General features: G+C 48.9%; 19 protein-coding genes, 1 other RNA gene and 1 pseudogene. 4 read left to right on the top strand and 17 right to left on the bottom strand.

Annotation, left to right across the window (positions count from 1 at the left end; genetic code table 11):
* Positions 1 to 589: 589 nt before the first annotated feature.
* The 12 genes from QZT18_RS19385 to ffs form a co-directional block, all read right to left on the bottom strand.
* Positions 590 to 1,294, bottom strand: a complete 705-nt coding sequence (locus QZT18_RS19385) for a CvpA family protein (protein WP_294150530.1) — start codon at positions 1,292 to 1,294, stop codon at positions 590 to 592.
* A 168-nt stretch (positions 1,295 to 1,462) separates the two neighbouring features.
* On the bottom strand, positions 1,463 to 3,784 hold the full coding sequence (locus QZT18_RS19380; RefSeq protein WP_294150528.1) for a lipopolysaccharide assembly protein LapB: 2,322 nt from the start codon (positions 3,782 to 3,784) through the stop codon (positions 1,463 to 1,465).
* A gap of 49 nt (positions 3,785 to 3,833) precedes the next feature.
* Positions 3,834 to 4,433, bottom strand: a complete 600-nt coding sequence (gene recR / locus QZT18_RS19375; protein ID WP_125141240.1) for a recombination mediator RecR — start codon at positions 4,431 to 4,433, stop codon at positions 3,834 to 3,836.
* Positions 4,434 to 4,436: 3 nt separating this feature from the next.
* Positions 4,437 to 4,790: a YbaB/EbfC family nucleoid-associated protein gene (locus QZT18_RS19370; protein WP_125141241.1), complete on the bottom strand. Its 354-nt coding sequence runs from the start codon at positions 4,788 to 4,790 to the stop codon at positions 4,437 to 4,439.
* 138 nt (positions 4,791 to 4,928) lie between these two features.
* The gene (dnaX, locus tag QZT18_RS19365) at positions 4,929 to 6,539 is read right to left on the bottom strand and encodes a DNA polymerase III subunit gamma/tau (protein WP_294150524.1); all 1,611 of its coding nucleotides are present in this window, start codon (positions 6,537 to 6,539) and stop codon (positions 4,929 to 4,931) included.
* A gap of 28 nt (positions 6,540 to 6,567) precedes the next feature.
* Entirely contained in the window at positions 6,568 to 7,647 is a 1,080-nt protein-coding gene (locus QZT18_RS19360; RefSeq protein WP_294150522.1) for a 6-phosphofructokinase, read from the bottom strand.
* Positions 7,648 to 7,920: 273 nt separating this feature from the next.
* The gene (folK, locus tag QZT18_RS19355) at positions 7,921 to 8,751 is read right to left on the bottom strand and encodes a 2-amino-4-hydroxy-6-hydroxymethyldihydropteridine diphosphokinase (protein WP_294150520.1); all 831 of its coding nucleotides are present in this window, start codon (positions 8,749 to 8,751) and stop codon (positions 7,921 to 7,923) included.
* Position 8,752: 1 nt separating this feature from the next.
* Positions 8,753 to 9,568, bottom strand: coding sequence for a dihydropteroate synthase (gene folP, locus QZT18_RS19350; protein ID WP_294150534.1), 816 nt, complete (start codon positions 9,566 to 9,568; stop codon positions 8,753 to 8,755).
* Between the two features lie 21 nt (positions 9,569 to 9,589).
* Positions 9,590 to 10,072, bottom strand: a complete 483-nt coding sequence (locus QZT18_RS19345) for an HD domain-containing protein (RefSeq protein WP_294150519.1) — start codon at positions 10,070 to 10,072, stop codon at positions 9,590 to 9,592.
* Positions 10,073 to 10,082: 10 nt separating this feature from the next.
* On the bottom strand, positions 10,083 to 10,640 hold the full coding sequence (gene folE / locus QZT18_RS19340) for a GTP cyclohydrolase I FolE (RefSeq protein WP_294150518.1): 558 nt from the start codon (positions 10,638 to 10,640) through the stop codon (positions 10,083 to 10,085).
* A 47-nt stretch (positions 10,641 to 10,687) separates the two neighbouring features.
* Positions 10,688 to 11,158, bottom strand: coding sequence for a dihydrofolate reductase (locus tag QZT18_RS19335; RefSeq protein ID WP_294150516.1), 471 nt, complete (start codon positions 11,156 to 11,158; stop codon positions 10,688 to 10,690).
* 232 nt (positions 11,159 to 11,390) lie between these two features.
* An RNA gene (ffs, locus tag QZT18_RS19330) (signal recognition particle sRNA large type) lies at positions 11,391 to 11,654 on the bottom strand.
* 405 nt (positions 11,655 to 12,059) lie between these two features.
* Here ffs and QZT18_RS19325 point away from each other — a divergent pair.
* Positions 12,060 to 13,094 (top strand): annotated as a pseudogene (locus tag QZT18_RS19325) (branched-chain amino acid aminotransferase); the annotation flags it as partial.
* A 159-nt stretch (positions 13,095 to 13,253) separates the two neighbouring features.
* Here the strand turns inward: QZT18_RS19325 and tadA are convergent.
* Positions 13,254 to 13,751: a tRNA adenosine(34) deaminase TadA gene (tadA, locus tag QZT18_RS19320; protein WP_366925931.1), complete on the bottom strand. Its 498-nt coding sequence runs from the start codon at positions 13,749 to 13,751 to the stop codon at positions 13,254 to 13,256.
* 175 nt (positions 13,752 to 13,926) lie between these two features.
* Here tadA and QZT18_RS19315 point away from each other — a divergent pair, with 175 nt between their 5' ends.
* On the top strand, positions 13,927 to 14,619 hold the full coding sequence (locus tag QZT18_RS19315; RefSeq protein WP_294150514.1) for an anaerobic ribonucleoside-triphosphate reductase activating protein: 693 nt from the start codon (positions 13,927 to 13,929) through the stop codon (positions 14,617 to 14,619).
* A gap of 53 nt (positions 14,620 to 14,672) precedes the next feature.
* Here QZT18_RS19315 and QZT18_RS19310 read toward each other — a convergent pair whose 3' ends face one another.
* On the bottom strand, positions 14,673 to 17,069 hold the full coding sequence (locus QZT18_RS19310) for a DUF6128 domain-containing protein (protein ID WP_294150512.1): 2,397 nt from the start codon (positions 17,067 to 17,069) through the stop codon (positions 14,673 to 14,675).
* 109 nt (positions 17,070 to 17,178) lie between these two features.
* Between QZT18_RS19310 and nagB the strand changes: the two genes are divergently transcribed.
* Positions 17,179 to 17,904 carry a glucosamine-6-phosphate deaminase gene (nagB, locus tag QZT18_RS19305; RefSeq protein WP_294150510.1) on the top strand — a complete coding sequence of 242 codons (726 nt, stop codon included), beginning with the start codon at positions 17,179 to 17,181 and terminating at the stop codon, positions 17,902 to 17,904.
* A 295-nt stretch (positions 17,905 to 18,199) separates the two neighbouring features.
* On the opposite strand, the gene QZT18_RS19300 is transcribed toward nagB, so the two are convergent.
* The 3 genes from QZT18_RS19300 to QZT18_RS19290 all read right to left on the bottom strand — a co-directional run bounded on the left by QZT18_RS19300 (position 18,200) and on the right by QZT18_RS19290 (position 20,726).
* Positions 18,200 to 18,865 (bottom strand): HD domain-containing protein, encoded by a 666-nt coding sequence (locus QZT18_RS19300; protein WP_294150507.1) that lies wholly within the window; start codon positions 18,863 to 18,865, stop codon positions 18,200 to 18,202.
* A 153-nt stretch (positions 18,866 to 19,018) separates the two neighbouring features.
* Complete coding sequence (locus QZT18_RS19295; protein WP_294150505.1) at positions 19,019 to 19,642, bottom strand: DUF47 domain-containing protein; 624 nt, start codon at positions 19,640 to 19,642, stop codon at positions 19,019 to 19,021.
* A 31-nt stretch (positions 19,643 to 19,673) separates the two neighbouring features.
* Complete coding sequence (locus QZT18_RS19290; RefSeq protein ID WP_294150503.1) at positions 19,674 to 20,726, bottom strand: inorganic phosphate transporter; 1,053 nt, start codon at positions 20,724 to 20,726, stop codon at positions 19,674 to 19,676.
* 734 nt (positions 20,727 to 21,460) lie between these two features.
* Here QZT18_RS19290 and QZT18_RS19285 point away from each other — a divergent pair.
* The gene (locus QZT18_RS19285; protein WP_294150501.1) at positions 21,461 to 24,976 is read left to right on the top strand and encodes a PHB depolymerase family esterase; all 3,516 of its coding nucleotides are present in this window, start codon (positions 21,461 to 21,463) and stop codon (positions 24,974 to 24,976) included.
* The last annotated feature ends 313 nt before the right edge of the window (positions 24,977 to 25,289 follow it).

Below are 25,289 nucleotides of genomic sequence, written 5' to 3'. Positions count from 1 at the left end.
TTAAGAATTTTCAAGGTTTTACATACTGTTCAGTTTTCAAGGTTCTTTGTTGTTGTACGCTGTGTTTTTGTTCTCAGCAGCAACTTTTATATCTTACCATAATTGCTTTTGTTTGTCAACAACTTTTTTTATTTCTTTGTATTTCTTTTTTTTGAACCGCTGCTCGTTTTCAGCAGCTTGAATATCATATCACAACTCTTAATCAGTGTCAACACTTTTTTCAAACTGTTTTGCTTCTTTTACCTGGAGGGGATTCACGGATTCATTCCTGAAACTTCCTTTGATAATGAAAGACTGATTTGATTTCTGAAGTTGTGTTCCAACGCGTTAATTACGTTGGAACTAAAATATACCACTTGTGCCATAAAATGTCAATAGAATTTGTAGCTTTTTTTCGATCAATTTTTATCTTTTTCGCCGCACCACCAGATATGCCATTTTTTCCGCACATATCCTATATTTTGTGGTGCGGTGTTTCGTCTGTCTTTTTCTGTTTTCTCGTTATTTTGCTCTTATTGTATCTTTTGTTGTAATTATATCTATTTTTTATTTTGTATAGAACCTTTTTATCTTCTTAATAAACCGAATGCTATAAGATCGTTTTGACTACCGTCATGACAAAACTGCTCAAAAGATTATGATCGTATATATAAGAAAGAAGTGCACTGCTCTCGATCTGTTGTATTAATGCCTTTCCTCCCGCCGTTCCTGAGAAAGCCGTGACAAAGAGACAGATAATCCATAAAAAGATCAATCCCTCCGCTCCTCCCAGAAAACCTCCGGCTATCTTATTGATTCCCGACAGAATCGGCAGCTTTGCCACCAGGTCCAGCCATACCGTAATAATATTCAGCGCAGCGAAAACGACAACAAACAGAACCAGGAAACCGATAATGTTGATAATGCTGTTTGCCAGGTAGCTTGCTATATACTGAGTAAATGTTTCCACCCCCAGCACTTTATAGACTTCGTTGTTGTTATTCTCCAGCAGGGCCTCTTTCAGTTGCTTTGGCAGCTCCAGCCCTTCTATAATAGTACGCTGTCCCGACGGTTCCTCCGAATCGGCGCTCTCCTCTATCTTCATCGCCTCCATCATGCTCTCTTCGAAAGCGCTGTAGATCTTGGTATTGTTTTTCAAAAAGTCCGTTACCTGCGGCATTGCGACGTGTATGGCCGCAAAGGTGATGATCAGGGCAACCGCCGACACGGCCAGCTTGATAAACCCTTTGTAATGGCCGTACAGCACCATCCCGATCAAATAGACCGCAACTGCAATCGATAACCAGTTTTCCATTATTGCCTCTTTTCCTGATGTGTTCCGCCGCCATGAAAGAGAAGGGCGCTGCAGTATCAATTCCCCCTGCAGCGCCTGCTTTCCTTACCATATACCGGAACATGTCCGTAAAATCATTCCCGCAGTCCGTGCACGGCACTTGACTGCGGATATTCTCAACGGCATCCTCTAGTCAAAAAAATGCTTTTCCTTTAATATCAGCAGACCGTCTTTATCGTACTTGGAAGAGAACATACCTCCAAATGAACGTTTTTCCGCCTTGTCTGCCGCTTCCTCTATCAGATCCTCAGCATTGGCTTTTGTAAGAGGCACTCCGTCCTCCTCCATCATCTCAGCCCTCTCGTACAGGGCGAGCATGCTTTTGCCTGAAATGCTGCAATCGATCTCTGTGGCATACTTGCACGCATACTGGGCAAATTCCTCCACGTCCATCTCGCTTCCGTCATCCGGATCACGCGGATATGCCTCTTCCGGCTCATCCTGGTAATCAACGTCATCCGGTTCTTCCGGCTCTTCGTCCGCGTCATCCCCGGACTCATACTGATAACGGTGCTCATTTTCTTCCATCTCCTGGCGGCGTCTTTCTAAATCTTCCTCATACTCCGCCTGGCGTCTGGCCTCGTCTGCTTCCAGTTCCGCCTGCTGCTGTGCCGCATTAGCCGCCTCGTATTCAGCCTGGCGCATTGCCTCCTCAGCTTCATATTCGGCAAGACGTCTGCTTTCTTCTTCCTGGCGTCTGGCCTCCTCTTCACGTTCCATCTGAAGTCTTCTGGCATCTTCCGCATCGCGGGCTGCCTGGCGTCTGATCTCTTCTTCGCGCTCTGCCAGACGTCTTCTTGCCGCCTCGGCCTCACGATCAGCCTGAAGTCTCAAAAGCTCTTCTTCATGCGCCTTTTCCGCCTCCGATTTCTCGTTCCGGTCCGAGCCGTAATGAGCATCTGCTGCGCCTTCACAGCCGATATACTGGAATTTTCCTGCCAGGGACGGATAGCTGTTATGCATCCTCTCCATCCTGGCAGGTGTATCAATCAGGACTACAATCATCCCTGTATTATCCTGTTCCATCAGTTCGCTCAGTTCTCCGATCGTAATGCGATCCAGATCACCGGCTCTTTCAACCACCAAATCTTTTCCTGCAAGTCTTTCCGCAACCGCAAAGATACCCTTCTTATTCAGGTTATCTCCGCTGATCTTAGCCACCGGGTTTTTGGTTCCAAGTTCACGGTGGATCTTTTTAAGTGATTCAAGGGCAAGCACAAGTCCCTTTTCAGGATCTTCCGCCTCGATCATCAGATGATTGCTCTGGTCGTCATCCGGCTCCAGATCCCAATCCTCCACAATGGTCTCCTCTTCTTCCTCAAACCGGTTAATGACAGGTTCGTCCGACGCAGCCGCCTGGGCCGAAGCAAGTTCGTCCTCTTCCAGTCCCGCATGTCCTGAAAGTCTGTATTCTTTAATATCACGGATATTGTCTAAAATTCTTGTCTCGCCAAATGAACCGCTCTCTTCCTCATCGTATGGTTCCATACGTGACATTTCCCTGGCCAGTTCTTCCTCTGCCCGGGCCTCATGGAGACTGGAAACGAGATCGTCTTCCAGAAAACTTCTCTCATCCGGATAGCGCTGTCCGTCATCATCCATATCGCGCTCATCCGTCACTTCATTGTCATCCATGTCATAATCTTCGTCATTCATATCATAGTCGTCCGAACGGTCTCTGTCCATCTCACGGTTTCTTCTGCCGCGCTCACCCATATCCCGGCTGTCCATGTCGGCATCCTCCGCATCCTCGGAATCGTAGTACTCATCTTCATCCGGCTCTCTTTTGAATGTCCTGCTGTTGTACTTCTCTTCCACAGCACGCAGTTTTTCTTCGTATTTCTCTCTGTTTTCCACCAGATCCATCTGATATTTTGTCAGAGGGGCAAACTGCAGCTTTAGTTCCATGGCCTTATCCACGTATTTGCCCAGACCGAACATCAGCATAATCCTGTCGCACATGCTGACGCACTGGCTCTCCATACCGGCCTGCTGATACAGCTCCGCCAGATGGTACATCCACTTTTCATCCAGTTCTTCCTGGCAGTATTTCTCCAGGGAATGGATCAGCTGTTCCGTGGTCGCTCCCTTTGCTTCCAGAATCAGGAAACGGAGCAGATTCTGCCTCGGATCATCCACGGCCAAATCACAGAACTCCCTGTAGTATGCCTCGGCCTCCGGGACATTACCCTCCCTCAGGGCAAGATCCGTAAGTTTAAATAACAGCCCTTTGCCGATTGGCGCGCGCTCAAATGCAAGGAGTAAAATATCCTTGGCATCCTGATACTCTGCATTCCTCTCATAAACCTGGGCGATTGTGGTAAGCAGGCTTGTGCTGCGCACCCTTCTCCAGTCTATGGTGTCTGCAATTTTCATGGCGGTTTCATAGTCACCTTTGTTTACCAGTTTTTTAATCTGTTCAACTTTGATGTTAAACTCGTACTTATCCATCTCTTTTGCATCTCCTAACCGTCCGCGCGGTGCGGACGACTTTTAATCCTTACAGTTCCGTCCGTCCGTCAAGAGCCCGGAGCAGCGTAACCTCGTCAATATATTCCAAATCTCCGCCCACGGGTACCCCGCTGGCGATTCTTGTAACCTTGATTCCGGTAGGCTTAATCAGTTTGCTGATGTACATGGCCGTCGTCTCGCCTTCCAGACTGGAGTTGGTCGCTATGATCACCTCATTGATCTCGGCTTTCTGAAGACGGGTCATCAGTTCCTTCAATTTGATATCATTCGGCCCTATTCCGAGCATGGGGGATATCGCCCCGTGGAGTACATGGTAAACTCCCTCATATTTGCCGGTCTTCTCATAGGCCGCCAGATCTCTTGTATTTTCCACCACCATGATGGTGGCGTGATCCCGCCTGTCACTGCTGCAAATAGGACACAGTTCTTTATCCGTCAGCGTAAAGCACTCACTGCAGTAGCGCACGTTGTGCTTTGCGTCAATCATGGCCGTGGACAGGCGTTCCACCTGCTCCGGCGGCATATTGATGATATGAAAGGCCAGGCGCTGAGCCGACTTGCTCCCGATACCGGGCAGCTTTGACAGCTCCTCTATTAATTTCGTAATCTGATTGCTGTAATAATCCATAATTTAGAACGGGAAACCGCCTCCCAGGCCGCCTAAACCGCCTGTCAGTTTTGACATCGCTGCGCTGCTCTCCTCTTCCGCCAGGCGGAATGCCTCATTGGTTGCCGCAACGATCAGATCCTGGAGCATCTCAATATCCTCCGGATCCACAACTTCTTCTGAAAGTTTAACAGACACAACTTCTTTTTTGCCGGATACGGTAACCGCTACGGCTCCGCCGCCCGCGGAAGCAGTATACTGCTTTTCTTCCAGCTCTTTTGTTGTCTCTTCCATCTGCCGCTGCATCCTCTGTGCCTGCTTCATCAAATTATTCATATTGCCAGGCATTCCGCCTGGAAAACCGCCACGCTTTGCCATGGTGTTCATCCTCCTGATTATTGATCATCTTTTATAATATACTTGTTTTATGCTTTTTATCTCAAAATCCGGTCTGCCGGGAACCGGTACACCCTGATGTTCCTCTCCGCAAATCGGATTATCTGTGATCCTGTCCTGTCAGTCTTCCACTACAATATCATCGTGAATGACTTTTAAATCTTCGTCGCTCACATAGAGCGTTGCCGACTTTTTACCGGAATCGTTCAGGCTTGCCTTGAAATCTATGCTCTTACCATAGTTTTTCTCCACCGCCTCTTTTAATTCCTGCATTACCGACTCACGGTTTACGATGGAAAAGTTTCCGGCGTCGCTGAATGCAATGCAGAGACAACTGTCACCGGCCGGCTCCACCTCCGTATCCCTGAGAGCCACGCGGACCGCGCCTCCCATCATCCTGGAAACCTTCTGCCATTCGCCGCGCATCAGCATTAAATCTTCATACTGGGCCTTGGGAAGTGAAACGGTTTTAGCCGGTTCTTCCGCTTTGCCCGGTTTCTGCTGTTCTGCCGCGCCTTCCTGTCCGGAACCGGCTCCCAATGCCGCAAGCGCAGCCAGATCGGGCAGACCGGATGGAAGTTCATCCATTCTCTTCTCTATCATGTTAAGCCGCTGGAGAACGGAATCGAGATTCTGTTCCATCGACGGCCTTGTCAGCTTTATAAATGCAATCTCCGCCAGGACGCGCTTCTGGCTGGCATAGCGCAGCTGCCCCGACAGCTCCGAGAATATCCTGATGTACCTCATCAGTGTCTCGCCGTCCGTCATATCCGCCTCTTCCTTTAACAAGGCAATATTCTCGGACGACATATCCAGCATATCTTCCGCATCATCTGTTGTCTTCACAATCAGAAGATTTCTCATATACCAGACGAAATCATTCACCATCTGTGTCAGATCGCGTCCCTGGATAATCATCTCTTCTATCTTATAAATACAGCCCTTAGTGTCACCTGCCGTGACCGCCCTGAACAGACTGCTGAATACGCTGTTATCGACAGCTCCCAGCACTTCCAGTACATTGTCATAGGTAAGTTTTTCCCCAAAATGGAACGCCGTGCACTGATCCAGCAGGCTCAGCGCGTCTCGCATGGAGCCGTCCGCCGCTTTGGCCACATACCGCAGCGCTTTCTCATCGACGTCGATCTCCTCGGCCTGGGTCAGCTCATGAAGACGGGCTGCAATGGTATCAATCGTAATTCTCTTAAAATCGTATCTCTGGCACCGCGACAGAATCGTGATCGGGATCTTGTGGACCTCCGTTGTGGCCAGGATAAATATAACATAGGACGGCGGTTCCTCCAGTGTCTTTAAAAGGGCATTGAACGCCCCGATGGACAGCATATGAACCTCATCGATGATGTAAACACGGTAGCGTCCCTCCGTCGGCGGATACTGTACCTGATCGCGGATATCACGGATATTCTCCACACCGTTGTTGGATGCCGCATCAATTTCCACCACATTCAGTGATGCGCCCGAAGATATCTGACGGCACATCTCACATTCACCGCAGGGGCTTCCATCGACCGGAGTCTCACAGTTCACGGCCTTTGCAAATATCTTTGCAATACTGGTCTTACCTGTTCCCCGCGTTCCGCAGAACAGATAGGCGTGTCCGATTCGTCCCGACGTTATCTGGTTTTTTAATGTCTTTACAATGTGGTCCTGGCCTTTAACCTCATTAAATGAGACCGGCCTCCACTTTCTGTATAACGCTGTATACGACATGAACCCTCTGCTCCTTCATTGTTCCTTACTATTCGTCGCCGAAGCTGATTCCCACAGACTTGGCTTCTCTGACTATATCGCTATTCGGATCGACCGTCTTAAGCTTGCCTGCGATCTCTTCCAGCGGCACCTTGGTAATCTGGCTGTCATTCAAAGCAACCATATAACCATATTCTTCATTCGCAATCATCTGAGCGGCCGCCGCTCCGAGGCGCGTGGAAATAACACGGTCAAACGGGGTGGGCTCTCCGCCTCTCTGCATATGTCCCGGAACCGTGACGCGTATCTCCTGGCCTGTTTTCTCCTCGATCTGAGCGCCCAGTGCGTATGCCACCGATGGATAAACCTGGCCGTTCTTCTTCTTTTCTTTCAGCTCTTTCTTGGTGAGCGCCGCATCATCCTTGGAAATAGCGCCTTCCGCCACCGCCAGGATGGTAAAATTCTTACCGCTCCTCACCCTGCCCTTGATGGCCTCCACGACAATGTCAATGTCGTAGGGAATCTCGGGGATTAAAATGATGTCCGCGCCTCCTGCGATTCCCGCATAGAGGGTCAGCCATCCTACTTTATGTCCCATTATCTCTACAATGAAAACACGGCCATGGGAAGCCGCAGTTGTATGAATGCAGTCGATTGCATTGGTCGCTACTTCGACGGCGCTGTGAAAGCCGAACGTCAGCTCGCTCCCCCACAGGTCATTGTCGATCGTCTTCGGAAGGGAAACAATGTTCAGCCCCTCCTCCCTGAGCAGGTTGGCCGTCTTCTGGCTTCCGTTGCCGCCAAGCACCACGAGACATTCGAGTTTTAATTTATAATAAGTATGTTTCATCGCAGCCACTTTGTCTAAACCGTTCTCATCCGGAGTCCTCATCAGTTTAAACGGCTGCCTGGATGTGCCTAGAATGGTGCCGCCTCTTGTCAGTATTCCCGAAAATTCCGACGGTTTCATAATTCTGTAGTCTGCATACATCAGTCCTTTGTAGCCATCTTCAAAACCTACTATCTCAACGTCGTCATACATTTTATACAGAGCCTTCGCCACGCCGCGCATTGTTGCATTCAGGCTCTGGCAGTCTCCACCGCTGGTCAGCATACCAATTCTCTTCATGAATGACACACCCTTTCTTAACACTGTATTTTCATCCTTCCACCATCCGTAATAACAGACCGATCTCAGGTTACAATATACCCATTTTGTAATTATAATACAATCATGTTCCGTGGGCAAGGAAAATTTCTTTACGATCTTCTTTACTCCGCCTTACTCTTTTCCGGTAAAGAATGAGGTTTGACAGCGCCTTACGGGAAATCGCCCGCAGGGAAATACAGAGAACCGCACCGGAGGATAACCCTCCTGTGCGGTCCCGTCTGTTGTGCCGTATTATTTCAGCCCGTTCAGCAATTGTGTCATTGTTTTCTGATAAACCGGATGTCTTTTATTGGGTGCAATTTCCTGTAAAGGTTTTAAAACAAAATCGCGCAGATGCATCTCCACATGCGGAATAATAAGTTCATCGGTTTCCAGAATCATATCATCATACATTAAAATATCCAAATCCAACGTTCTTGGCCCCCAATGGACAATGCGCTCGCGATGGGCGTCCTGCTCAATCTCATGAAGGGATTCCAATAATTCCTGCGGTGATAAAAGCGTTTTTAAAATCAGGCAGGCATTCAGGAAGTCGTCCTGCTCCACCCCGCCGTAAGGCTCCGTCACCAGGTAGGAGGACACTTTCTCCACATGGCAGCCGGAAAGCTCATTCAATGCTTGTACCGCCTGATCCAGATATCCTTTTTTATCTCCCATATTAGAACCAAGCCCGATATAAGCGGTGTGCCAGAAACGGGTGATTTTTACGGAAACGGTCTTGAGGGGGAGTCCGATCGGCGCCCACGGTTTTTTCAGCTCCAGCGTAACGCCGTGCAGCAGGGAATATTGTTTAAAAAGTGCTTCGGCCAGATTTTCGGCGGCCGCTTCAATTAATTTATATGTATTCTCTTTCATATAGCGGGTTATAAAAATGCATACGTCGCCGTAATTTATGGAATTTTCCAGACAGTCCGTTCTTCCGGCATGTCTGGTATTGACATACATTGTAAGGGAAACCAGAAACCTCTGTCCAAGTTTTGTCTCCTCCGGAAAAACGCCGTGGTTCGCATATACTTCCAGATCTTCAATATGTATTTCGTCGCAATAAAATGCTTTCGTCATTTTAGTTCCTTCCCTCTCTCATGATAGCCTGCGTCATACGGATTGCCCGTAAATTCTCTTTGATGTCGTGGACGCGGATAAACGCCGCTTTTTTCTGCACTCCCAGAACCGTTGTGACAATCGTCCCCTCGACTCTCTGATCCGTCGGCAAATCAAGCGCCGTGCCAATCACGGACTTCCTGGAGGTTGCCAGAAGAACAGGATAGCCGAGCGCCGCCAACTTTTCCAGTTGGTTGATCGCCGTCAGGTTATTTTCATAGGTTTTACCGAATCCCACCCCGGGGTCTAAAATAATCTGACTGTCGGCGATTCCCGCCTCTTTTGCAATGGCGAGCGATTCTCGCATGTCCCTGCACATATCGTCCATGAATTGGCCGTAATCCGCTTTTTCCCGGTTATGCATCAGACAGCACGGGACCTGATACCGGGCAATCAAATCCGCCACTTTCCGGTCGTATTTCAGCCCCCAGATATCATTGACCATATCGGCTCCCGCTTTTAAGGCGGCTTCCACAACCCGGCCCTTATAACTGTCGATGGACACCGGAATATCAAAATTCTTCTTTATCATTTCAATCGCGGGCACAACCCGGTCAATTTCCTCCTGGATACTGATCTGCACATGCCCCGGCCGAGTGGACTCTCCTCCGATATCAATAATTGCCGCGCCCTCTTCGATCATATCGGCCGTATGTTTTTTTGTTTTTTCAATGTCATTCCACTTTCCGCCGTCGGAAAAAGAGTCGGGTGTGACATTTAAAATTCCCATGATATAACAGTCATTTTCTACATCAAATATTCGGTTTCCAATTTTCATCATGATAGCATTCCCCTGTATTTAGATATTCAATGTGATGTTTTTCTTCTCCGTGCTCCAGTTGCATTCATCAAACGCATTGCAGAACAGACAGCTTCTGGAACTCTTATCCGCCCGGTAAATTAAGCCCTGCAGATTATCTTTCCCTGCCGCCTCCTGTGTCCGGTGTTCTGAAATTGCGGAAATGATTTCTTTCTGCTCCGTTTCCGTGAAGCCGCAGTCCCTTAGGATCTGATCCGCCAGCACGGCGCCGGCCTCTTCATGCGGTATCCCCTCCAGATATTGGCGGTGTCTACCAATGTCGTGAAGCAGAGCCGCCGCATAGATGACTTCTTTTGATATGCCGACATTCTTTTCCAGGTTTTCAATATAAGCGATTCGGGCTACATCCAGATAATGGGCCGGATTATGCCTGCAAAAGATCCGCTTTTCTTCCAGTCTCTGTATTTCAGCCACGCTTTCCTTCCAAAGAGGATGGCGGCAGATTCGATTAATCCGTTCCATAGTTCCGCACTTATCTCCGTTCCAGCATCTGGTAAAAACGGTTCTGCAGCATCTCACTTTCGTCAAACGCACCTCTTGTGACAATCGTCACCGTTTTCGCTCCGGGCTTTTTGATTCCGCGCATCGTCATGCACATATGTTCCGCTTCAATGCGTACCATTACGCCCTTCGGGTTCAATTCTTTCATAAAGGCGTCCGCAATCTGGGCCGTCAGGCGTTCCTGAAGCTGGAAACGTTTCGCATATACCTCCAGCGTCCTTGCTATTTTACTCAACCCGACAACCTCCCCGTCCGGAATGTAGGCAATGGTTGCCGTTCCGTAGAAAGGCAGCATATGGTGCTCGCAGAAAGAGTAAAAATGAATATCCTTTTCCATAACAATATCATTGCTGTCCACATGGAATCTCTTCTTCAGATGCGCCGCCGCGTCGTCGGTGTATCCGGCAGCCAGTTCTTCATACATCCTGGCAATCCGGTCCGGAGTCTCTAAAAGCCCTTCTCTGTTGATATCTTCCCCAATTCCTTCGAGAATGAGCCTGACCCCTTCTTTGATTTTTTCTTTATCCATTGTAATCCCCTCCATACAAAGGTGCCTGTCCGGCACTGTTCCTAAAATTATGATTTTTTTGTATAAGTCAGAAAGGTATACGGAATGTCACCGTCAACCCTCCGTTCTATCTCCTTAACAAATAATTCCTCATCAAACTCAGGGAAAAATGTATCCCCCTCCACATCGGCATCAATTTCCGTAATGTACATTTTTTCAACAAGCGGTAAGGATTCCTCGTAAATACCGGCTCCGCCTGAGATATAAATATCGTTGTCACCGGCAAGTGCGATGGCCTCCTGCAGTGATTTGGCTGTTTGACAGTTCTCAGCGGTAAAATCTTTCGTCTTCGAAATCACAATTGTTGTCCGGTTGGGCAGAGGCCTGCCGATTTCTTCATAGGTTTTCCTGCCCATGATGACAACATGATTTACCGTTAAATTCTTAAACCGCTTCTTTTCCCCGTCAATATTCCAGGGAATACGGCCGTCTTTTCCTATGACATGATTTTTTGCATATGCCACTACTAAAGCAATCATTTTCTTCCTCCAAATGCTCCTCATCCGGCATCAATACCCATATACCGTCCAGCGCACAGTGATCCTCCAAAGATTATCATATTCAGGTAGAAATGACAATGGATTCTGTAAGGTGTAACCCCTTGTATACAGAAAAATTTAACGTTAATTTTTCTATGAATTTAAAAAAAGCCGTTCCAACCGGAACAGCTTGTCATTGACACAAAAATTATGATATTAAAATATATTAAATCCGCACATCCCGCTTCGAACGTATGTCACAAACGTTACCCTCGCAGTTAACTCCGTCCAGGCAGCCTCACGGCACACAAGAGCTTCTGCTTAGTGCTGCTGCATTCCTGCCCTGACACGGTTCACAGATTCCTGTTGCGTAAGACCCAGACTTCAACGCCACTTACAAGGGGCAGCTCTGCAACAAAACGCCCTCGGCGAGGACATCACCCCTGCTGTAGCGGATTGCAGGTACAGGGCACCGCTAACTCCCCGGCTAGTGCGGAAACTTTATAACTTGATTATGGCTGATGATGTGAAATCTTCAGCTAGTTAAGTATACATGGAGGCCGACTTTTTGTCAAGCCACAACCGCTTAAGCTTCCAACTGTTATAGCGGTTGTTACCGTCCGCAGCGCAATGCGGTGTGAGCGGTAACCAGCGGTTTTCGCCTGTTTTCTCTCCAAACCGAGGTATAACAAAATAACATGGCAAATATGCCCAGATAGCATTTTATATTTACGTCAAAACCCTTTATAATAAGAAAAAAGATATCGCCCCGCCGGTTGGAAGCAGTTTTTCAGTTTTTTCAGCACATAATCTTGCAACGTGAGCCAGATGTTATTATAATAGGGGCAAACCATTATTTATTACTGTAACACGTTAACACCAGTTCAATAAACAAGAATGGAGTATCGCTATGGAAAAGAAAAATCTTGATTGGGCAAATATCGGCTTTAGCTATATTCAGACCGACTACCGCTATGTTTCACAGTTTAAGGACGGCGCCTGGGACGAGGGCGTCCTGACGACAGACGCAAATATTGTATTAAACGAATGTGCAGGCGTGCTCCAGTACGCTCAGACATGTTTTGAAGGTTTAAAGGCCTACACCACGGAAGACGGCCACATTGTAACATTCCGCCCCGATTTAAACGGAGAGCGTATGGAGAATTCTGCAAAAGGCCTTGAAATGCCGGTTTTCCCGAAGGAACGCTTTGTGGAAGCGGTTGCAAAGGTAGTGGAAGCCAACGCAGCTTTCGTTCCGCCGTACGGTTCCGGCGCAAGCCTTTACATCCGTCCGTATATGTTCGGTTTTGATTCCGTTATCGGAGTAAAACCGGCCAGCGAATACCAGTTCCGCATCTTCGCCACCCCGGTAGGACCATACTTTAAGGGCGGCGCAAAACCGATTACGATCCGTGTCAGTGATTTTGACCGCGCCGCTCCACACGGAACCGGCCATATCAAAGCAGGACTGAACTATGCGATGAGCCTCCATGCAATCGTGGATGCGCATAAGAACGGATTCGACGAGAATGTCTACCTGGATCCGCAGACAAGAACGAAGATTGAAGAGACAGGCGGTGCAAACCTGATCTTTGTAACAAAAGACAATAAACTGGTTACGCCAAAGTCTTCCAGCATCCTTCCGTCCATCACACGCCGCTCTATCCTTTATGTTGCAAAGGAATATCTGGGCATGGAGACCGAGGAGAGGGAGGTATTCCTGGACGAGGTGAAAGATTTCGCGGAATGCGGCCTCTGCGGTACGGCAGCCGTTGTGTCTCCGGTCGGCAAGATCGTGGATCACGGCAAGGAAATCTGTTTCCCAAGCGGTATGGAGAAGATGGGTCCGTCCATACAGAAGCTCTACGATACCTTGACCGGCATCCAGATGGGCCATATCGAGGCACCGGAAGGCTGGATTAAGGTAATTATGTAAATGAACATGGAATCCATGTAATTAAGAATCTGCATTTATCCGCAGTCAGGCTCTTCATTAGAACAGAGAATCCCGCCGGCGGGATTCTCCGCCTGCGGCGGGTCGCTTTAGCGGCATAATTTCTCTCCGCCGCAGTGCGATCCTGCCCGGCGGGCTTTTTCATTCACTTTTGGCCTTTTCTTTGCCCTTCTTCCTCAGTTCCCTGAAGAATTCCTTCAGCATCTGCGAGCATTCCTCCCCTAAAAGCCCCGTCTCCATTTCCACCTGGTGGTTAAATCCTTTTTCATCCAGCAGGTTCATCACCGAACCGGCGCATCCGGCCTTGGGATTCATGGAACCTATCTTCACCTTGGGAATGCGGGCCTGGACGATCGCCCCTGCACACATGGGGCACGGTTCCAGTGTCACATACATTGTACAGCCCTCCAGCCGCCAGTCGCCCATCTTTTTACACGCCTTCCTGACGGCATTTATCTCAGCGTGGGACAGGACGTTCTTGTCCACAATTCTTCTGTTATAACCCCTTCCGATTATTTTCCCCTCGTAAACAATAACACAGCCGATCGGCACCTCTCCCAGTGCATACGCTTTTTTTGCCTCGCGGATCGCCGCTTTCATATATTTTTCATCGTCGGTCATTTTCATTTTTCGCTCCATCTGATGTTCCGTCTGATTTTTTCCGTTATTACACTAATAAGTATACAAACCATCCTCCTCTTTGGCAAGTTGCACATACCGGAATTTCGTACTATAATTGTCCGTGTACCAATAAAATCCCGCCGTCGGGGCATCTTGTCCCGGGCTGTACGGCATTTTGAAAGGATATGGAATCATGATTATTTCCGGGCTTTTAAAGACAACTTTACTGGATTACCCGCAGCATGTGGCTGCCACCGTATTCCTGGGCGGATGCAATTTCCGGTGTCCGTTCTGCCATAACAGCGATCTCCTGGAGGGCGGAAATGAGGTATTTTCGGAAAAAGAGGTATTGGATTTTCTAAAAAAAAGAGCCGGCATTCTGGAGGGCGTCTGCATCACGGGCGGCGAACCTACTCTGCACCGCGATTTGGAACCGTTTATCAGGAAAATAAGGGAGCTTGGACTTCTTGTGAAATTAGATACGAACGGTTACAGGCCGGATGTGCTGATCGATCTCTGTGAAAAAAAATTGCTGGATTATGTGGCTATGGACATTAAGTCAGGCCGGACCGGATACGGAAAGACTGCCGGTCTGCCCGGCCTCGACCTGTCTCTGATAGAAAAGAGTGTTGATTTTCTGCTGAAAAATACGGTTCCCTGTGAATTTCGCACCACGGTTGTGAGAGAACTTCACAGGGAAGAGGATTTTAAAGAGATTGGGGAATGGCTTTCCGGGGCCTCCGCCTATTTCCTGCAGAGCTATAAAGACTCCGAGAATGTGCTGATTCCCGGGTTTTCAGCCTGCAGTAAAGAGGAATTGCTGCATTTTGCCGGAATTGTCGCCCCCTATGTGCCCTCCGTTTCATTGAGAGGCGTAGATTATTAATATAATACATACTATGTCTGCCGCCGGTTATCATGGCTGCAGTAATCTGTCTTTTAATCGCCTATCTTTATATCCGTATACCAGTATCCGAAACGGCCGTCCCTGGGCGGCTGTTTTTTGGCCAGGACAAAGTCGGAAAAGCCGAACATGGATGCCATGTATTTCTCATTGCTGAGATAATGGCCCGGAACTCCCAGCAGATATCTGGCTTTCCCATCCGGATTGTTCAGCCTCGCAAGAATCAGGTAGCGGTAATTATAATACCCGTGGAGCAGGAAACTGTTGCTGCCGTATACCCATTCCTCCCTTGGGAGAAGTCCGATATCCTGCGGTTTGATGGTAAGGACCTCACAGCCGTCGGCATAGTCGAACGCAAGTATTTTCGGATATTTTTTCCTCATGGTTTCCCATACTTCCTGTTCGTTGCATGTATCGCTCAGATCCTTAAACGGAGCCGAAACGCCGGATGGCGGAACAGCCTCTTTTACTACCGGCTGCGCCTCCTGGGCTATGGGATTTGCCTCTGCTGCGGGTTCCGGTGTTTCGGGTCTCAGCGCTTCAGGTCTTGGTGTTTCGGGTCTTGGCGTTTCGGGTCTCAGTGCTTTGGGTCTTAGTGCTTCGGGTCTTAGTGCTTCGGGTCTTGGTGATTCAGGTCTTGGTGTTTCAGATCTTAGCGTCTCAGATCTTAGTGTTTCAGTTCTTGATGATTCAGGTTTTTGTGTTTCAGGACTCAGTGATTCAGGCTTCAGTGTTTCCTGTCTGAGCGCGCCCGTCTGCATACCCCTGCGCTGTGCGCCGTATCTCTGCTGTCCGCGGCCGCCTCTCTCCTGTCCGGGCTGCATCTGTCTGCCGGTTTCCTGCATTATCATGCCGGATGAACGGACCGCCGTTCTTCCCGTTCCCTGCATCTGCACACCAGGGGAACGGACTGTAGTTCTGCCGTTTTCCTGCGGCTGTTCCTGTTTTCTGTCCGGCTCCATCATCACCGGACGCTGGGGTTCGATGAATTCCTGGGCCGTTTCCAGTCCGTCAACCGCCGATACATACTCGGCCTCCATCATATCCGCCACGCTGCCGCCGGACACAGGCGCCGCCGGCTCCTGTCCCGCCGCGCCGGAAGCAAATGTCCCGGCTCCCGGCACATTGATTTCGGCAGTTCTTTCCTCTGATGCCTCCGCCTGAGCCGTACCGGCTTCCGCGGCTCTTGCTTCAAACATTACCGGCGCCGCGGCTTCCGTTCCAAACACCCTGGCAGCCCTCGTGTCTGCAAATCTGATTTCTCCCGCTCCGGTTTCTACAGGCCCTGCTTTCGTTTGCCATGCTCCTGCCGTCACTGTTTCTATGGCTTCATTTTCTGCCGCTCCCGTTACAATGGCTTCTGCCATTTCTGATTCCGCTGCTCTTACTTCCGTCGCCCTTGTTTCCGCCGCCTCTGCGTCGGCCTTTACGGTTTCCACCGCTCCTGCGTCTGCCCTTACGGTTTCCACCGCTCCTGCGTCGGCCCTTACGGTTTCCATCGCTCCTGCATCGACCCTTGCGGTTTCCACCGCTCCTGCGTCGGCCCTTACGGTTCTCATTGCTTCTGCATCTGTCACGACGGTTTCCACCGCCCCTGCGTCGGCCTTAACAGCTTCTGCCGCTTCCGCATCGGCCTTAACGGTTTCCCTCACTCCTGCGTCGGCCGCTCTCATGTCCGCCGTCTCCATCTCAGCGTTTTCCTCTACGGATTCCATGTCTCTTTGCTGTGCCTGAGACATGATCATTTCCCGCAGGCCGGATACCGACGCTCTGTTTTCATCAGGCGGCGCTTCACCCGGGCTTTTTCTCGGAATTTCCGTGCTCAGATAGACTACCTTTTCACTGCCGTATCTGGCAGCGTTATATTCTTCTGCCTTACGCACCGCTGCTTCGTGTATTTCCGCCTCTTTTTTTGATGTTTCCCTGTCCATTTCCTCTTCTATTTCCCTGGAAATGGGCAGAAGGTCCTGCTCTTTATCCTTGTGCTGCAGAATCGCCGGTTTTTTTACCGAGCTTTCCAGTTTTTCAGTCACCTTTTCCGATGTTACATCGGCCAGCTCCACTTCTGCGGCATGAGCTACCGCATCTTCCCAGATTGTTGTGTAGGATCTCCATGCACTCTCCACATCATGGACACTGAGTCCGTAAAATTCTTCCAGGCTGTGTCCTGAATTTTCCACATCCGCGGAATTTACCACCGCCCTGAATTCCCCTGCGCCGTTTCTGGCAAACAGGGTTCCTATCTTGACCTCATCCTGCCCTGCAAGCAGGTATACTCCTACCGGATTTCCCCCGACGAATATCTTTTTGACATTCACCGTGATTCTGCATTGGTTACCTCTTGTTTCCAATTTTGCAAATCCGATGTTCTTTCCGCGTATCCCTCCTTCGTATGTATAGATATATGAGATTAGTCTCTGATAGTTAGACATGCTATCACTCCTTTGCTATCTATTTTATGCTGATATGCATTGAAACTATGACTTAAAAATGGTATTCTAATCTGGAAAGAGGCGACAATATTGTATGGAGGGTATTTTCATGAAAATTTACAAGGTTAAAAATTACGACGAAATGAGCAGGAAAGCAGCTAATATTATTGCTGCCCAGATCATCACAAAACCGGATTCTGTACTGGGGCTTGCCACCGGTTCCACCCCTGTTGGAACTTACAAATATCTGGTTGAGAAATACAATAATGGAGATCTGGATTTTTCTGAAGTAAAGACGGCGAATCTGGATGAATATAAGGGACTTACCAAAGACAGTGAGCAGAGCTATTATTATTTTATGTACAGCAACTTGTTTCAGCACGTAAATATTGATATCAATCAAACAAATATTCCAAACGGTATGGCAGACGACCCTGAAGCGGAGTGCAGCCGCTATGAGGATGTAATCCGCGGACTGGGCGGAGTTGACCTTCAGGTTCTCGGCCTCGGACATGACGGCCATATTGGTTTCAATGAGCCTTCCGATATTTTCGAAGGCCAGACCCACTGTGTCGATCTCACCGAGATGACAATTGAAGCCAACAAGCGCTTCTTCTCCTCCATTGAGGAAGTTCCGCGCCAGGCATTCACAATGGGTATCGGAACGATTATGAGGAGTAAAAAGATTATTTTCGCAGTAAGCGGTAAAGATAAAGCTGCCATTTTAAAGGAAGCTCTTTACGGACCTGTGACGCCGAAGGTTCCGGCATCCATTCTTCAGTTCCATCCGGATGTCATTGTAATCGCCGATGAGGACGCTCTTTCCGAGTGCTGATTTAACATATCAGGTTACGGCTATTAAACAGAAATTTAAAATGCATCGGTTACCGGGTTTTCCACCGGCTGCCGATGCATTTTTTTATTGACCGGCAATGAAAAGTCCGTCCGGCGTACTTTTCGCTGCTTTTTATCCGTGGACCGGTTTGGGAATCTGGAAAAAGGAATTTCCGAATTTACGGATATCTGATGAATTAAGAAATCTGTTTAGATTGAGAAAGTAGATAAAAGCTTTAGCGCTTGTAGAAATACAAACTAAAAGAGATTGGCAAACCGCATCCGGGCTGCCCCAATCAGCAGATTTTATTCCCGTTTGCATTCAGTTTGAAGGTCATGCCAAGGACGGAGGCCGCTCTCCTGCACATCAGCATCCTTTGCAGAAATATTTCAAAATAATCCATCATAGAACAGATACCCTCATCCAGCTCCAGTTCCAGTTTGAGCGTCTTTTTATCCTTCTGGATATCGAGGGAGGATGAAATTACCGCATAGTTGACACGGTCATGTTTATCAAACGCGGCCTTATTTCTGTTCCTGACCCTGTCTCTGCGGACATCGGTTTTATCGGCCAGTATTAAAGCGGCGGACACCGCATCCACAGCCCCTCCCGACTTCTCGTCGTGCATTCCGATGGCGTTTATAATTACCGCTATGTCTTCATAATCCATATCAAGCCCCCTCAGGATCTGATGAGCCATCAGCGCACCGGAATGAGGGTGATCCATACGGTTCACACAATTTCCAATATCATGCATATACCCGGCAATCTTTGCCAGTTCCACGGTGTGGGCGTCATAGTCCAAACGTTCCAGGATTTTCCCGGCCATCGCCGAAACCTTCACCGCGTGTACCGCAGAGTGGTCCGTATATCCAAGTACCCCCAGCGTCGTGTTTCCCTTGTCGATATATGCGTTAATTTCTTTTGATTTCTTTATGTCTTTATACGTTATTTGTGCCAATTGATTCCTCCTTCTTTATTTCCGCCTTTTTAGCGGTACGTTTCTTATCTTAACAGAAGGAGAAAGAAACTGATATCAATAATATGAAAAGGTTGTGTCAGAATCATGTAAAACCGGACCACCTCTCATAATCTTTATGAGATCTCTTAAATATCAGGTATTTTTCATAATCGCCATCTCCACGGTGTCCGCCACATGCTCGCAGCAGTCACAGCACTCCTCCAGGCAGTCGTAAATAATCGTCCAGACCAGAATCTGCACGGCATCCTTCTCCTCGGTGTACAGCCTGTGGACAGCCCTGGTGTAAAGCTGATCCCCCTCCTCTTCCAGCCGGTTAATTGTGATGATTTTTTCCTTTAACGTGGAGGAACGGCGGAAATTGCGGAAATCCTCCAGCATCTCTTTCATGGAAGCACAGCATTTACGGATCAGGGCGGCAAATTCCACGGCCTCGGGCCTCAGCCCTCTTACATTGTACATATAGAGATTTCTTAAGACCTCATCCAGTTCATCCGTCATATCGTCTATAATGTTTGTCAGGGCCATGATGTCCTCCCGCTCTATGGGCGGCAGAAATTCTTTCATCAGCTTCTCCATCAGCCTGTGCTTTCCCTGATCTCCCCGGTGCTCAATCTCATGGATTGCCCGGATCTTTTCCGGAAGACTCGTGTATTCATACTCATTTAGGTTTTCCCACAGCAGCTCCGCCGCCTCACAGGAACAATTTACGTTATCTACAAGCATTGCAAAATAGTCATTTCCCTTTTTCTGTGCCATACCGCACTCCTTTCATTACCATACTTCTATCTCAAAATACCCAGATGAACAGCTTTGCCGTCAAAAATCCAATCAGGCCGCAGCCGGGGAATGTGAGCACCCAGGTCATCACCATTTCCTTTACAACACCCCAGTTTACCGATGACAGACGTCTGGCCGCCCCGACTCCCATGATGGCCGTGGTTTTCGTGTGGGTTGTGGATACCGGAATTCCCGTGAGGGAGGACAGGAGCAGGCAGCCCGCGCCCGCCAAATCGGCAGAAAAGCCCTGATAGCGTTCCAGTTTCACCATATCCATTCCGACCGCCTTGATAATCTTGTAGCCGCCAATGGAAGTTCCAAGGCCCATCACGGCAGAGCAGAGTATCATCAGCCAAATTGGGATGCTGAACTCTCCGGCAGCGGCGTTGCCTTTGGCCAGAAAAATCCCCAGCATGAAAACGCCCATAAATTTCTGCCCGTCCTGGGCGCCGTGCATGAATGCCATGGCCGCGCCTCCGGCTATTTGCGCATTGTTAAAGAAGCCCCGGCTCTTGTTCCTGTCTACGCCTCTGCATAAAAACTGGACGATTTTGGCCGTCAGATATCCCATCGCAAAGCCGAGTATGGTAGACAGCACTAAACCGTAAAGTACTTTGATCCATTCGGATGCGTTAATTCCCTCCAAGCCTCCGTGAAGCGCAATTGCGGCTCCGGAAACGCCGGCAATGAGGGCATGGCTCTCGCTTGTCGGGATGCCGAACCACCAGGCCGCCGTCGCCCAGGCCACGATGGACAAAAGGGCCGCACACAGCGCGATCAGCGCCTCCCTTGAATCACCGCCGAAATCCACCATGTTGTATATTGTCGATGCCACTCCGGCATTGAACATTGTCATAACGAGAACGCCCAGGAAGTTGAAGACCGCCGCCATGATAATTGCGGCTCTGGGATGAATGGCCTGTGTGGAAACACAGGTGGCGATCGCATTGGGTGCATCGGTCCAGCCATTGACCAGAATTACCCCCAGCGTCAGAATCACAGTTATGGCCAAAATGGGACTTGCCGTAAGCTGCGAAAGAAAATCTGCCAAAGAAATTGTCATAGTTATCCTCACTTTTTGTGTATTATCAGGTGCTGATTATAGTATTGCGCAATACATTGCCAGTTTATTATAATATTTTTATTCGTGCCGTACAGTGTTTACGGCGATCCTTTACTCTTTCTTTACGGATGGTATGCCGGTCTTGCAGAGAGATTTTCCAGGGGGTTAAAGATTGCATCTACAGTCTTAATGTGCTTTCCGCGATACGTAAAAGAACGGCAATAACAAAATTATCGCGGTTATTGCCGTTTTTACGTGCGTAAACGCATATTGTTGTTCATTGTTGCATCTCTCCTTAATATATTCAATTATCTCTTAAATTTTTGATGTGAATTCTTCATATTATAATGTTATCCCAAAAAATAATTATGAATTCCATAGATGGTTTGATGAATTTTATACATTGGATATTAAAATTTGCCAATGTTATACTTTTTGTATATTCAAACCGCTTTTTTCACAAAAAATATAGTAATTTTATACATATGGCATGCTCTGATAAAGATTTAAAACGCATATTGCGATCCGTGCAGAATAAAATCACCCGTCTGTCAGCTACTGGAAAGGAGGAAACAAATCATAAAGATATTTGAAAACGAAGGAGCACGAAAGGAGAAGGAAAAGCTATGCGAAAAGGTTCTGGGAAAATTCTGGTTTCAGTCTTTGCAGGATTGGCGCTCGCTTCAGTGTTGAGCGCTGGCACACTGGCTGCGCAGGAGGAAACTCGTCCTGCTATGGAGGATGTAGAGCACATTCAGGCGTACACAGATGATACCGTCTACGGCACCGGACTGGTGAAGGTAGAGGTTACGTATAACGCCGGCGTCCGGCTGGCGGGGATTAATGCGGAAAGTTATATTCTGGAAGACCGTGGAACGCTGTCCCCGGATTACGGCAGGATTAAAATTGCAAATGCAGCCGTGAACGGTCAGACAGTCACCTTAACTCTAGAAAACGGGACTGCCGCTACCGAAGATAATGTTCTCGTCTATACCGGTGAAAACCCGGCGGGAGCCCGTGTGCGGAACGCCTTTGGCGTATATTGCACCGGCGCCTGGTATCGTGATGAAAACGGCGCAATTCATTACGGCAGCGGCAGTGCCGATAATGGATATCTGCCAAATACTGCAGGAATGGGCTATCAGGCCAGAGCCAGCCTTGAACTGAAGCTGCGTCATGCATGGGAGGAGCCTTCTGCAGCCGCCTGCCTGGCCAACGATGCCGACGGCCGATACAGGGAAGGCGGCCGATGGGCAGAAACCATTGACCTGAAATTCGGTGAAAAAGGGTTCCGTTCCTTTGAGCAGGCGGGCATCAGGGTGAGCAGCACAGCGGGAAGGGCGTCTGACGGCACGGGCGATGATTATGTCCGCGGCTACTTTTACGTACCGGAGCAGTACGATCCCTCCGCCGGAATCGTTTTTACGCTGCAGGGCCAGGGAATCTCATACTGGAAGCTCGCAGACGGCTGTGATAACAACGGCACAGGCATAATGTACGACTCCGCCACCACCTCCTGGATGAACAAAGGAGCTATTGTGGTCAATATCCATGACCGGTCAAGCGCCGGACCCGGAGAATATTTTGATATCTACGATTTTGTGGCGGACGACGTCAATGTGATGAAATATTTTATCGATGCCTACGGCGTCACCGGAAATGTCGTGCTCCAGGGCAATTCGCGGGGAACAATGGCCTCTGCCCTTATTATCAAAGCGCTGGCCGGACAGCCCTATCATCCCATGAATCAAAAAATGGGAAATAACGAGAGCGAAACCCATAGACTTCCCGCAGGTACTTATAATTTTAATATTAATGCTTATATTTGTCAGAACGGCACCTTTGGTTATGGCTACGACGACGACGACTGGGCCGCTGTTGCCGGAACGGGTTTGAAAGTATGGGTTTTTGATGGAGAGCAGGACACGGACAATATCGACAGCGTCGCCAAATACAGGGAAATAATGACCTCGTCCAAAGGCGCTGACTGGGCAGCCAAAAATATACGCCTTACCGGATATCCATCGGAGCTTTATGCCTACTGGGGCGAGAGCGATCACTCCACCACACGTCTCAACGGATGGTATTTCAGCGACTCCGCTTATTACGGCCCCGACTGCCGGATTGACTCCGATACTGGAAAGCTCATTTATCATACAAAGCAGAAAGACGGTACATCCTATGAGCTGAAGTGCCGCGGAAAAGCTGCCGGAAGCAGCAAGGCCGGCTACCGATATACCATTTATGATGAACTTTACCAGGAATGGGCTCTTAAAAGCGAAATCGTCCAGGGCGGCGGAAATTCAGGGAACGTCGCTGCCACAGCGGCAGATTTTGACAGCGTGACACACTTGGAAAAGGACTTTTCACAGGCCGCCCAGCTGCCTTTAACCGGATATTTTATGAAAAATATCGATGTAAACGGCAACGGAATTATGGACGATGCCAGGACTGTAAGTGTGTATATTGCACCGGAGGCATCGATCCGTTCCTATTTTACCGTGGTAGCCGTTCCCGATGGTGTGGATACGTGGGAGTTTTTGAAACAGGAGGGCTGGATTGACCTGGCCCGTAATAAGGGCGAAGGGCTGTTTATTCTGGAGCCCGGAGCCGGCAGCTGGAAAAGTCCGGCGGATGAAGCGGATTATATGAAGGCGGCATTCGCCTTCCTGAACAGCGGAAACAACATACATAATCAGAATGTATTTTCTACTTTTGGTGAATTTTATCTCGCAGGGTACGGAAAAGGCGGCGCCGCCCTGGAGTACTGGGCCGCAGCTAATCCAATTCTGGTCATCAGCCAGGTTTATCTAAATGGAGAGAGTATTGGAAGCGCCGCCCTGACTGCCGTGGCAAGCGCCGAATATGACGGAAAGAGCGCCAATGGAGATATAACGGATGTGCTGGATGAAACGTTAAAGCGGACCGGCATAGGCGGCGGACGCAGAATTACCGCAGGGGACGTACCAATTCCCACCTGTTTCGCAGGTTATACCGGAAGTGAAGGCTATTGGAAAGAAGCGAATGACTGCCGCTCTGACGCTGTAGACGGCGTATACTATCAGGATATCAACTCCGACGCTTTTCAGACTGAGTATGCAAATGCAAAGCGCAAGGAAAAAGGCGCCAAATACGGTATCTCAAAAGTGAAACTGTCTAAAAATACGACTCTGAACGCGGATGAAATTTATAGCTTCCTGTCTGAATATACCCGTTATGACACTACCTTTGCATACTCGAATGTACTCGCAGAACGCCTGGACTACACTTCCGCCCGGGTTGCGGCGCAGCAGGACGCAAAAAGCGGGCTGCCGAAGGAAGTTCTCAGCAATGGCACCCAAATCTGGGCAGGCAGAGATACCGTCATAAAGGGCCATGGCACCGTTCAGGCTGGCATAATCGCATTTAGTGACAACAACGGTGACGGAAAATGGGATCCCAGGGAATATTTATTATATCTTCCTGACGGCTTTAGAGGAAAAAAGCTGCCCGTTTTAATCATTTATCCCGGCAATACACAGACCGATTCGATATTTATGGACTCCACTCTCTGGTGGCAGATTGCCGAGGAGAAGGGAATCGCCCTGGCCTTTGTCTGTGAGACTTACAATGCCAGCCCCTCCAGTGTATCGCATGCGGATTCGGACCTTTTTTACCATGCTCTTATCACGCTGCTCAGGGAAAAGATTGACGGAGTGTACGCCAGTTTAGACTTCAGCCGTATTTACGGTTCGGGCCAATCCGCCGGTTCCAATGCAACCCAGGGATTTGCCGTCTCTAACCCCGAATTCTTTGCCGCAGTCGGCTCTACCTCAGCGGCGCCGACTCCGGAAAATGCAGCCAACCGGCTCATCCCTGCAATGATGATTACAGGCCAGATGGATGTCTCGGACTTAGCGCAGGGATTTAGTTCAACAAGTTTACAGGGCTGGGCCTCCTATATGCTGAGTGTAAACGGCCTTGAAAATACCTTTGCAGCCGGTGCGGAAACTGAAACAATTACCATTGACTCCCGCCATCCGGCTCTCTACCGGTGGAGCAAAAACATTGGCGGGACCGACGTGCCTCTGTTCCAGTGGGGGCAGTGTCTGCTCCGCCCCCATAACTGCTACCCGTCGGACATTCCGATTATTTGGGATTTTATCGAACATTTCAGCTTTTCAAAGAGTTCCGACGGCTCGGTTACCAGATACTACAGCGAATCGGCTTTTGAAAAGGATGATGCGGTCGTAATTGATGTGACCAGATAAAAATGGAGACTGGATCGCCGGTAACTTTACTCCCGGCGATCCAATCTCCATTTTGCGTTGCGGACAAAAAGAAAGAGTCCTGTTTGCCTGATTCTCGCGCCGAGCGCGGCCGCATAGCGGCATATTACATTTTCGCGCAAGTACGCTTTCTGCCCGGAGGGCTTTTTTATATCACAGGAACACTTTTCTATGATATAAAAAAAAGATTGGGAAACCCTGATTACTCAAGGTTTCCCAATCTTTTCAACTACTGCCGGCGACCGGAATCGAACCGGTACGAAGTTTAACCCTCGCAGGATTTTAAGTCCTGTGC

The organism is uncultured Clostridium sp., assembly GCF_900547735.1.
GTDB lineage: Bacteria > Bacillota > Clostridia > Lachnospirales > Lachnospiraceae > Otoolea.
This window is presented reverse-complemented; position numbering and strand designations above follow the sequence as displayed.

Excerpts from the sequence above, each read along its gene's own strand:
- folE (WP_294150518.1), bottom strand. The coding sequence starts at position 10,640 with ATGGATAAAGAAAAAATCAAAGAAGGGGTCAGGCTCATTCTCGAAGGA.
- QZT18_RS19385 (WP_294150530.1), bottom strand. The coding sequence starts at position 1,294 with ATGGAAAACTGGTTATCGATTGCAGTTGCGGTCTATTTGATCGGGATG.
- QZT18_RS19360 (WP_294150522.1), bottom strand. The coding sequence starts at position 7,647 with ATGAAGAGAATTGGTATGCTGACCAGCGGTGGAGACTGCCAGAGCCTG.
- dnaX (WP_294150524.1), bottom strand. The coding sequence starts at position 6,539 with ATGTCGTATACAGCGTTATACAGAAAGTGGAGGCCGGTCTCATTTAAT.
- QZT18_RS19335 (WP_294150516.1), bottom strand. The coding sequence starts at position 11,158 with ATGATTGCTTTAGTAGTGGCATATGCAAAAAATCATGTCATAGGAAAA.
- recR (WP_125141240.1), bottom strand. The coding sequence starts at position 4,433 with ATGGATTATTACAGCAATCAGATTACGAAATTAATAGAGGAGCTGTCA.
- QZT18_RS19295 (WP_294150505.1), bottom strand. The coding sequence starts at position 19,642 with ATGGCACAGAAAAAGGGAAATGACTATTTTGCAATGCTTGTAGATAAC.
- QZT18_RS19285 (WP_294150501.1), top strand. The coding sequence starts at position 21,461 with ATGGAGGATGTAGAGCACATTCAGGCGTACACAGATGATACCGTCTAC.
- QZT18_RS19290 (WP_294150503.1), bottom strand. The coding sequence starts at position 20,726 with ATGACAATTTCTTTGGCAGATTTTCTTTCGCAGCTTACGGCAAGTCCC.
- nagB (WP_294150510.1), top strand. The coding sequence starts at position 17,179 with ATGAAAATTTACAAGGTTAAAAATTACGACGAAATGAGCAGGAAAGCA.
- tadA (WP_366925931.1), bottom strand. The coding sequence starts at position 13,751 with ATGGAGCGAAAAATGAAAATGACCGACGATGAAAAATATATGAAAGCG.
- QZT18_RS19370 (WP_125141241.1), bottom strand. The coding sequence starts at position 4,790 with ATGGCAAAGCGTGGCGGTTTTCCAGGCGGAATGCCTGGCAATATGAAT.
- QZT18_RS19310 (WP_294150512.1), bottom strand. The coding sequence starts at position 17,069 with ATGTCTAACTATCAGAGACTAATCTCATATATCTATACATACGAAGGA.
- folK (WP_294150520.1), bottom strand. The coding sequence starts at position 8,751 with ATGACGAAAGCATTTTATTGCGACGAAATACATATTGAAGATCTGGAA.
- QZT18_RS19380 (WP_294150528.1), bottom strand. The coding sequence starts at position 3,784 with ATGGATAAGTACGAGTTTAACATCAAAGTTGAACAGATTAAAAAACTG.
- QZT18_RS19345 (WP_294150519.1), bottom strand. The coding sequence starts at position 10,072 with ATGGAACGGATTAATCGAATCTGCCGCCATCCTCTTTGGAAGGAAAGC.
- QZT18_RS19315 (WP_294150514.1), top strand. The coding sequence starts at position 13,927 with ATGATTATTTCCGGGCTTTTAAAGACAACTTTACTGGATTACCCGCAG.
- folP (WP_294150534.1), bottom strand. The coding sequence starts at position 9,568 with ATGAAAATTGGAAACCGAATATTTGATGTAGAAAATGACTGTTATATC.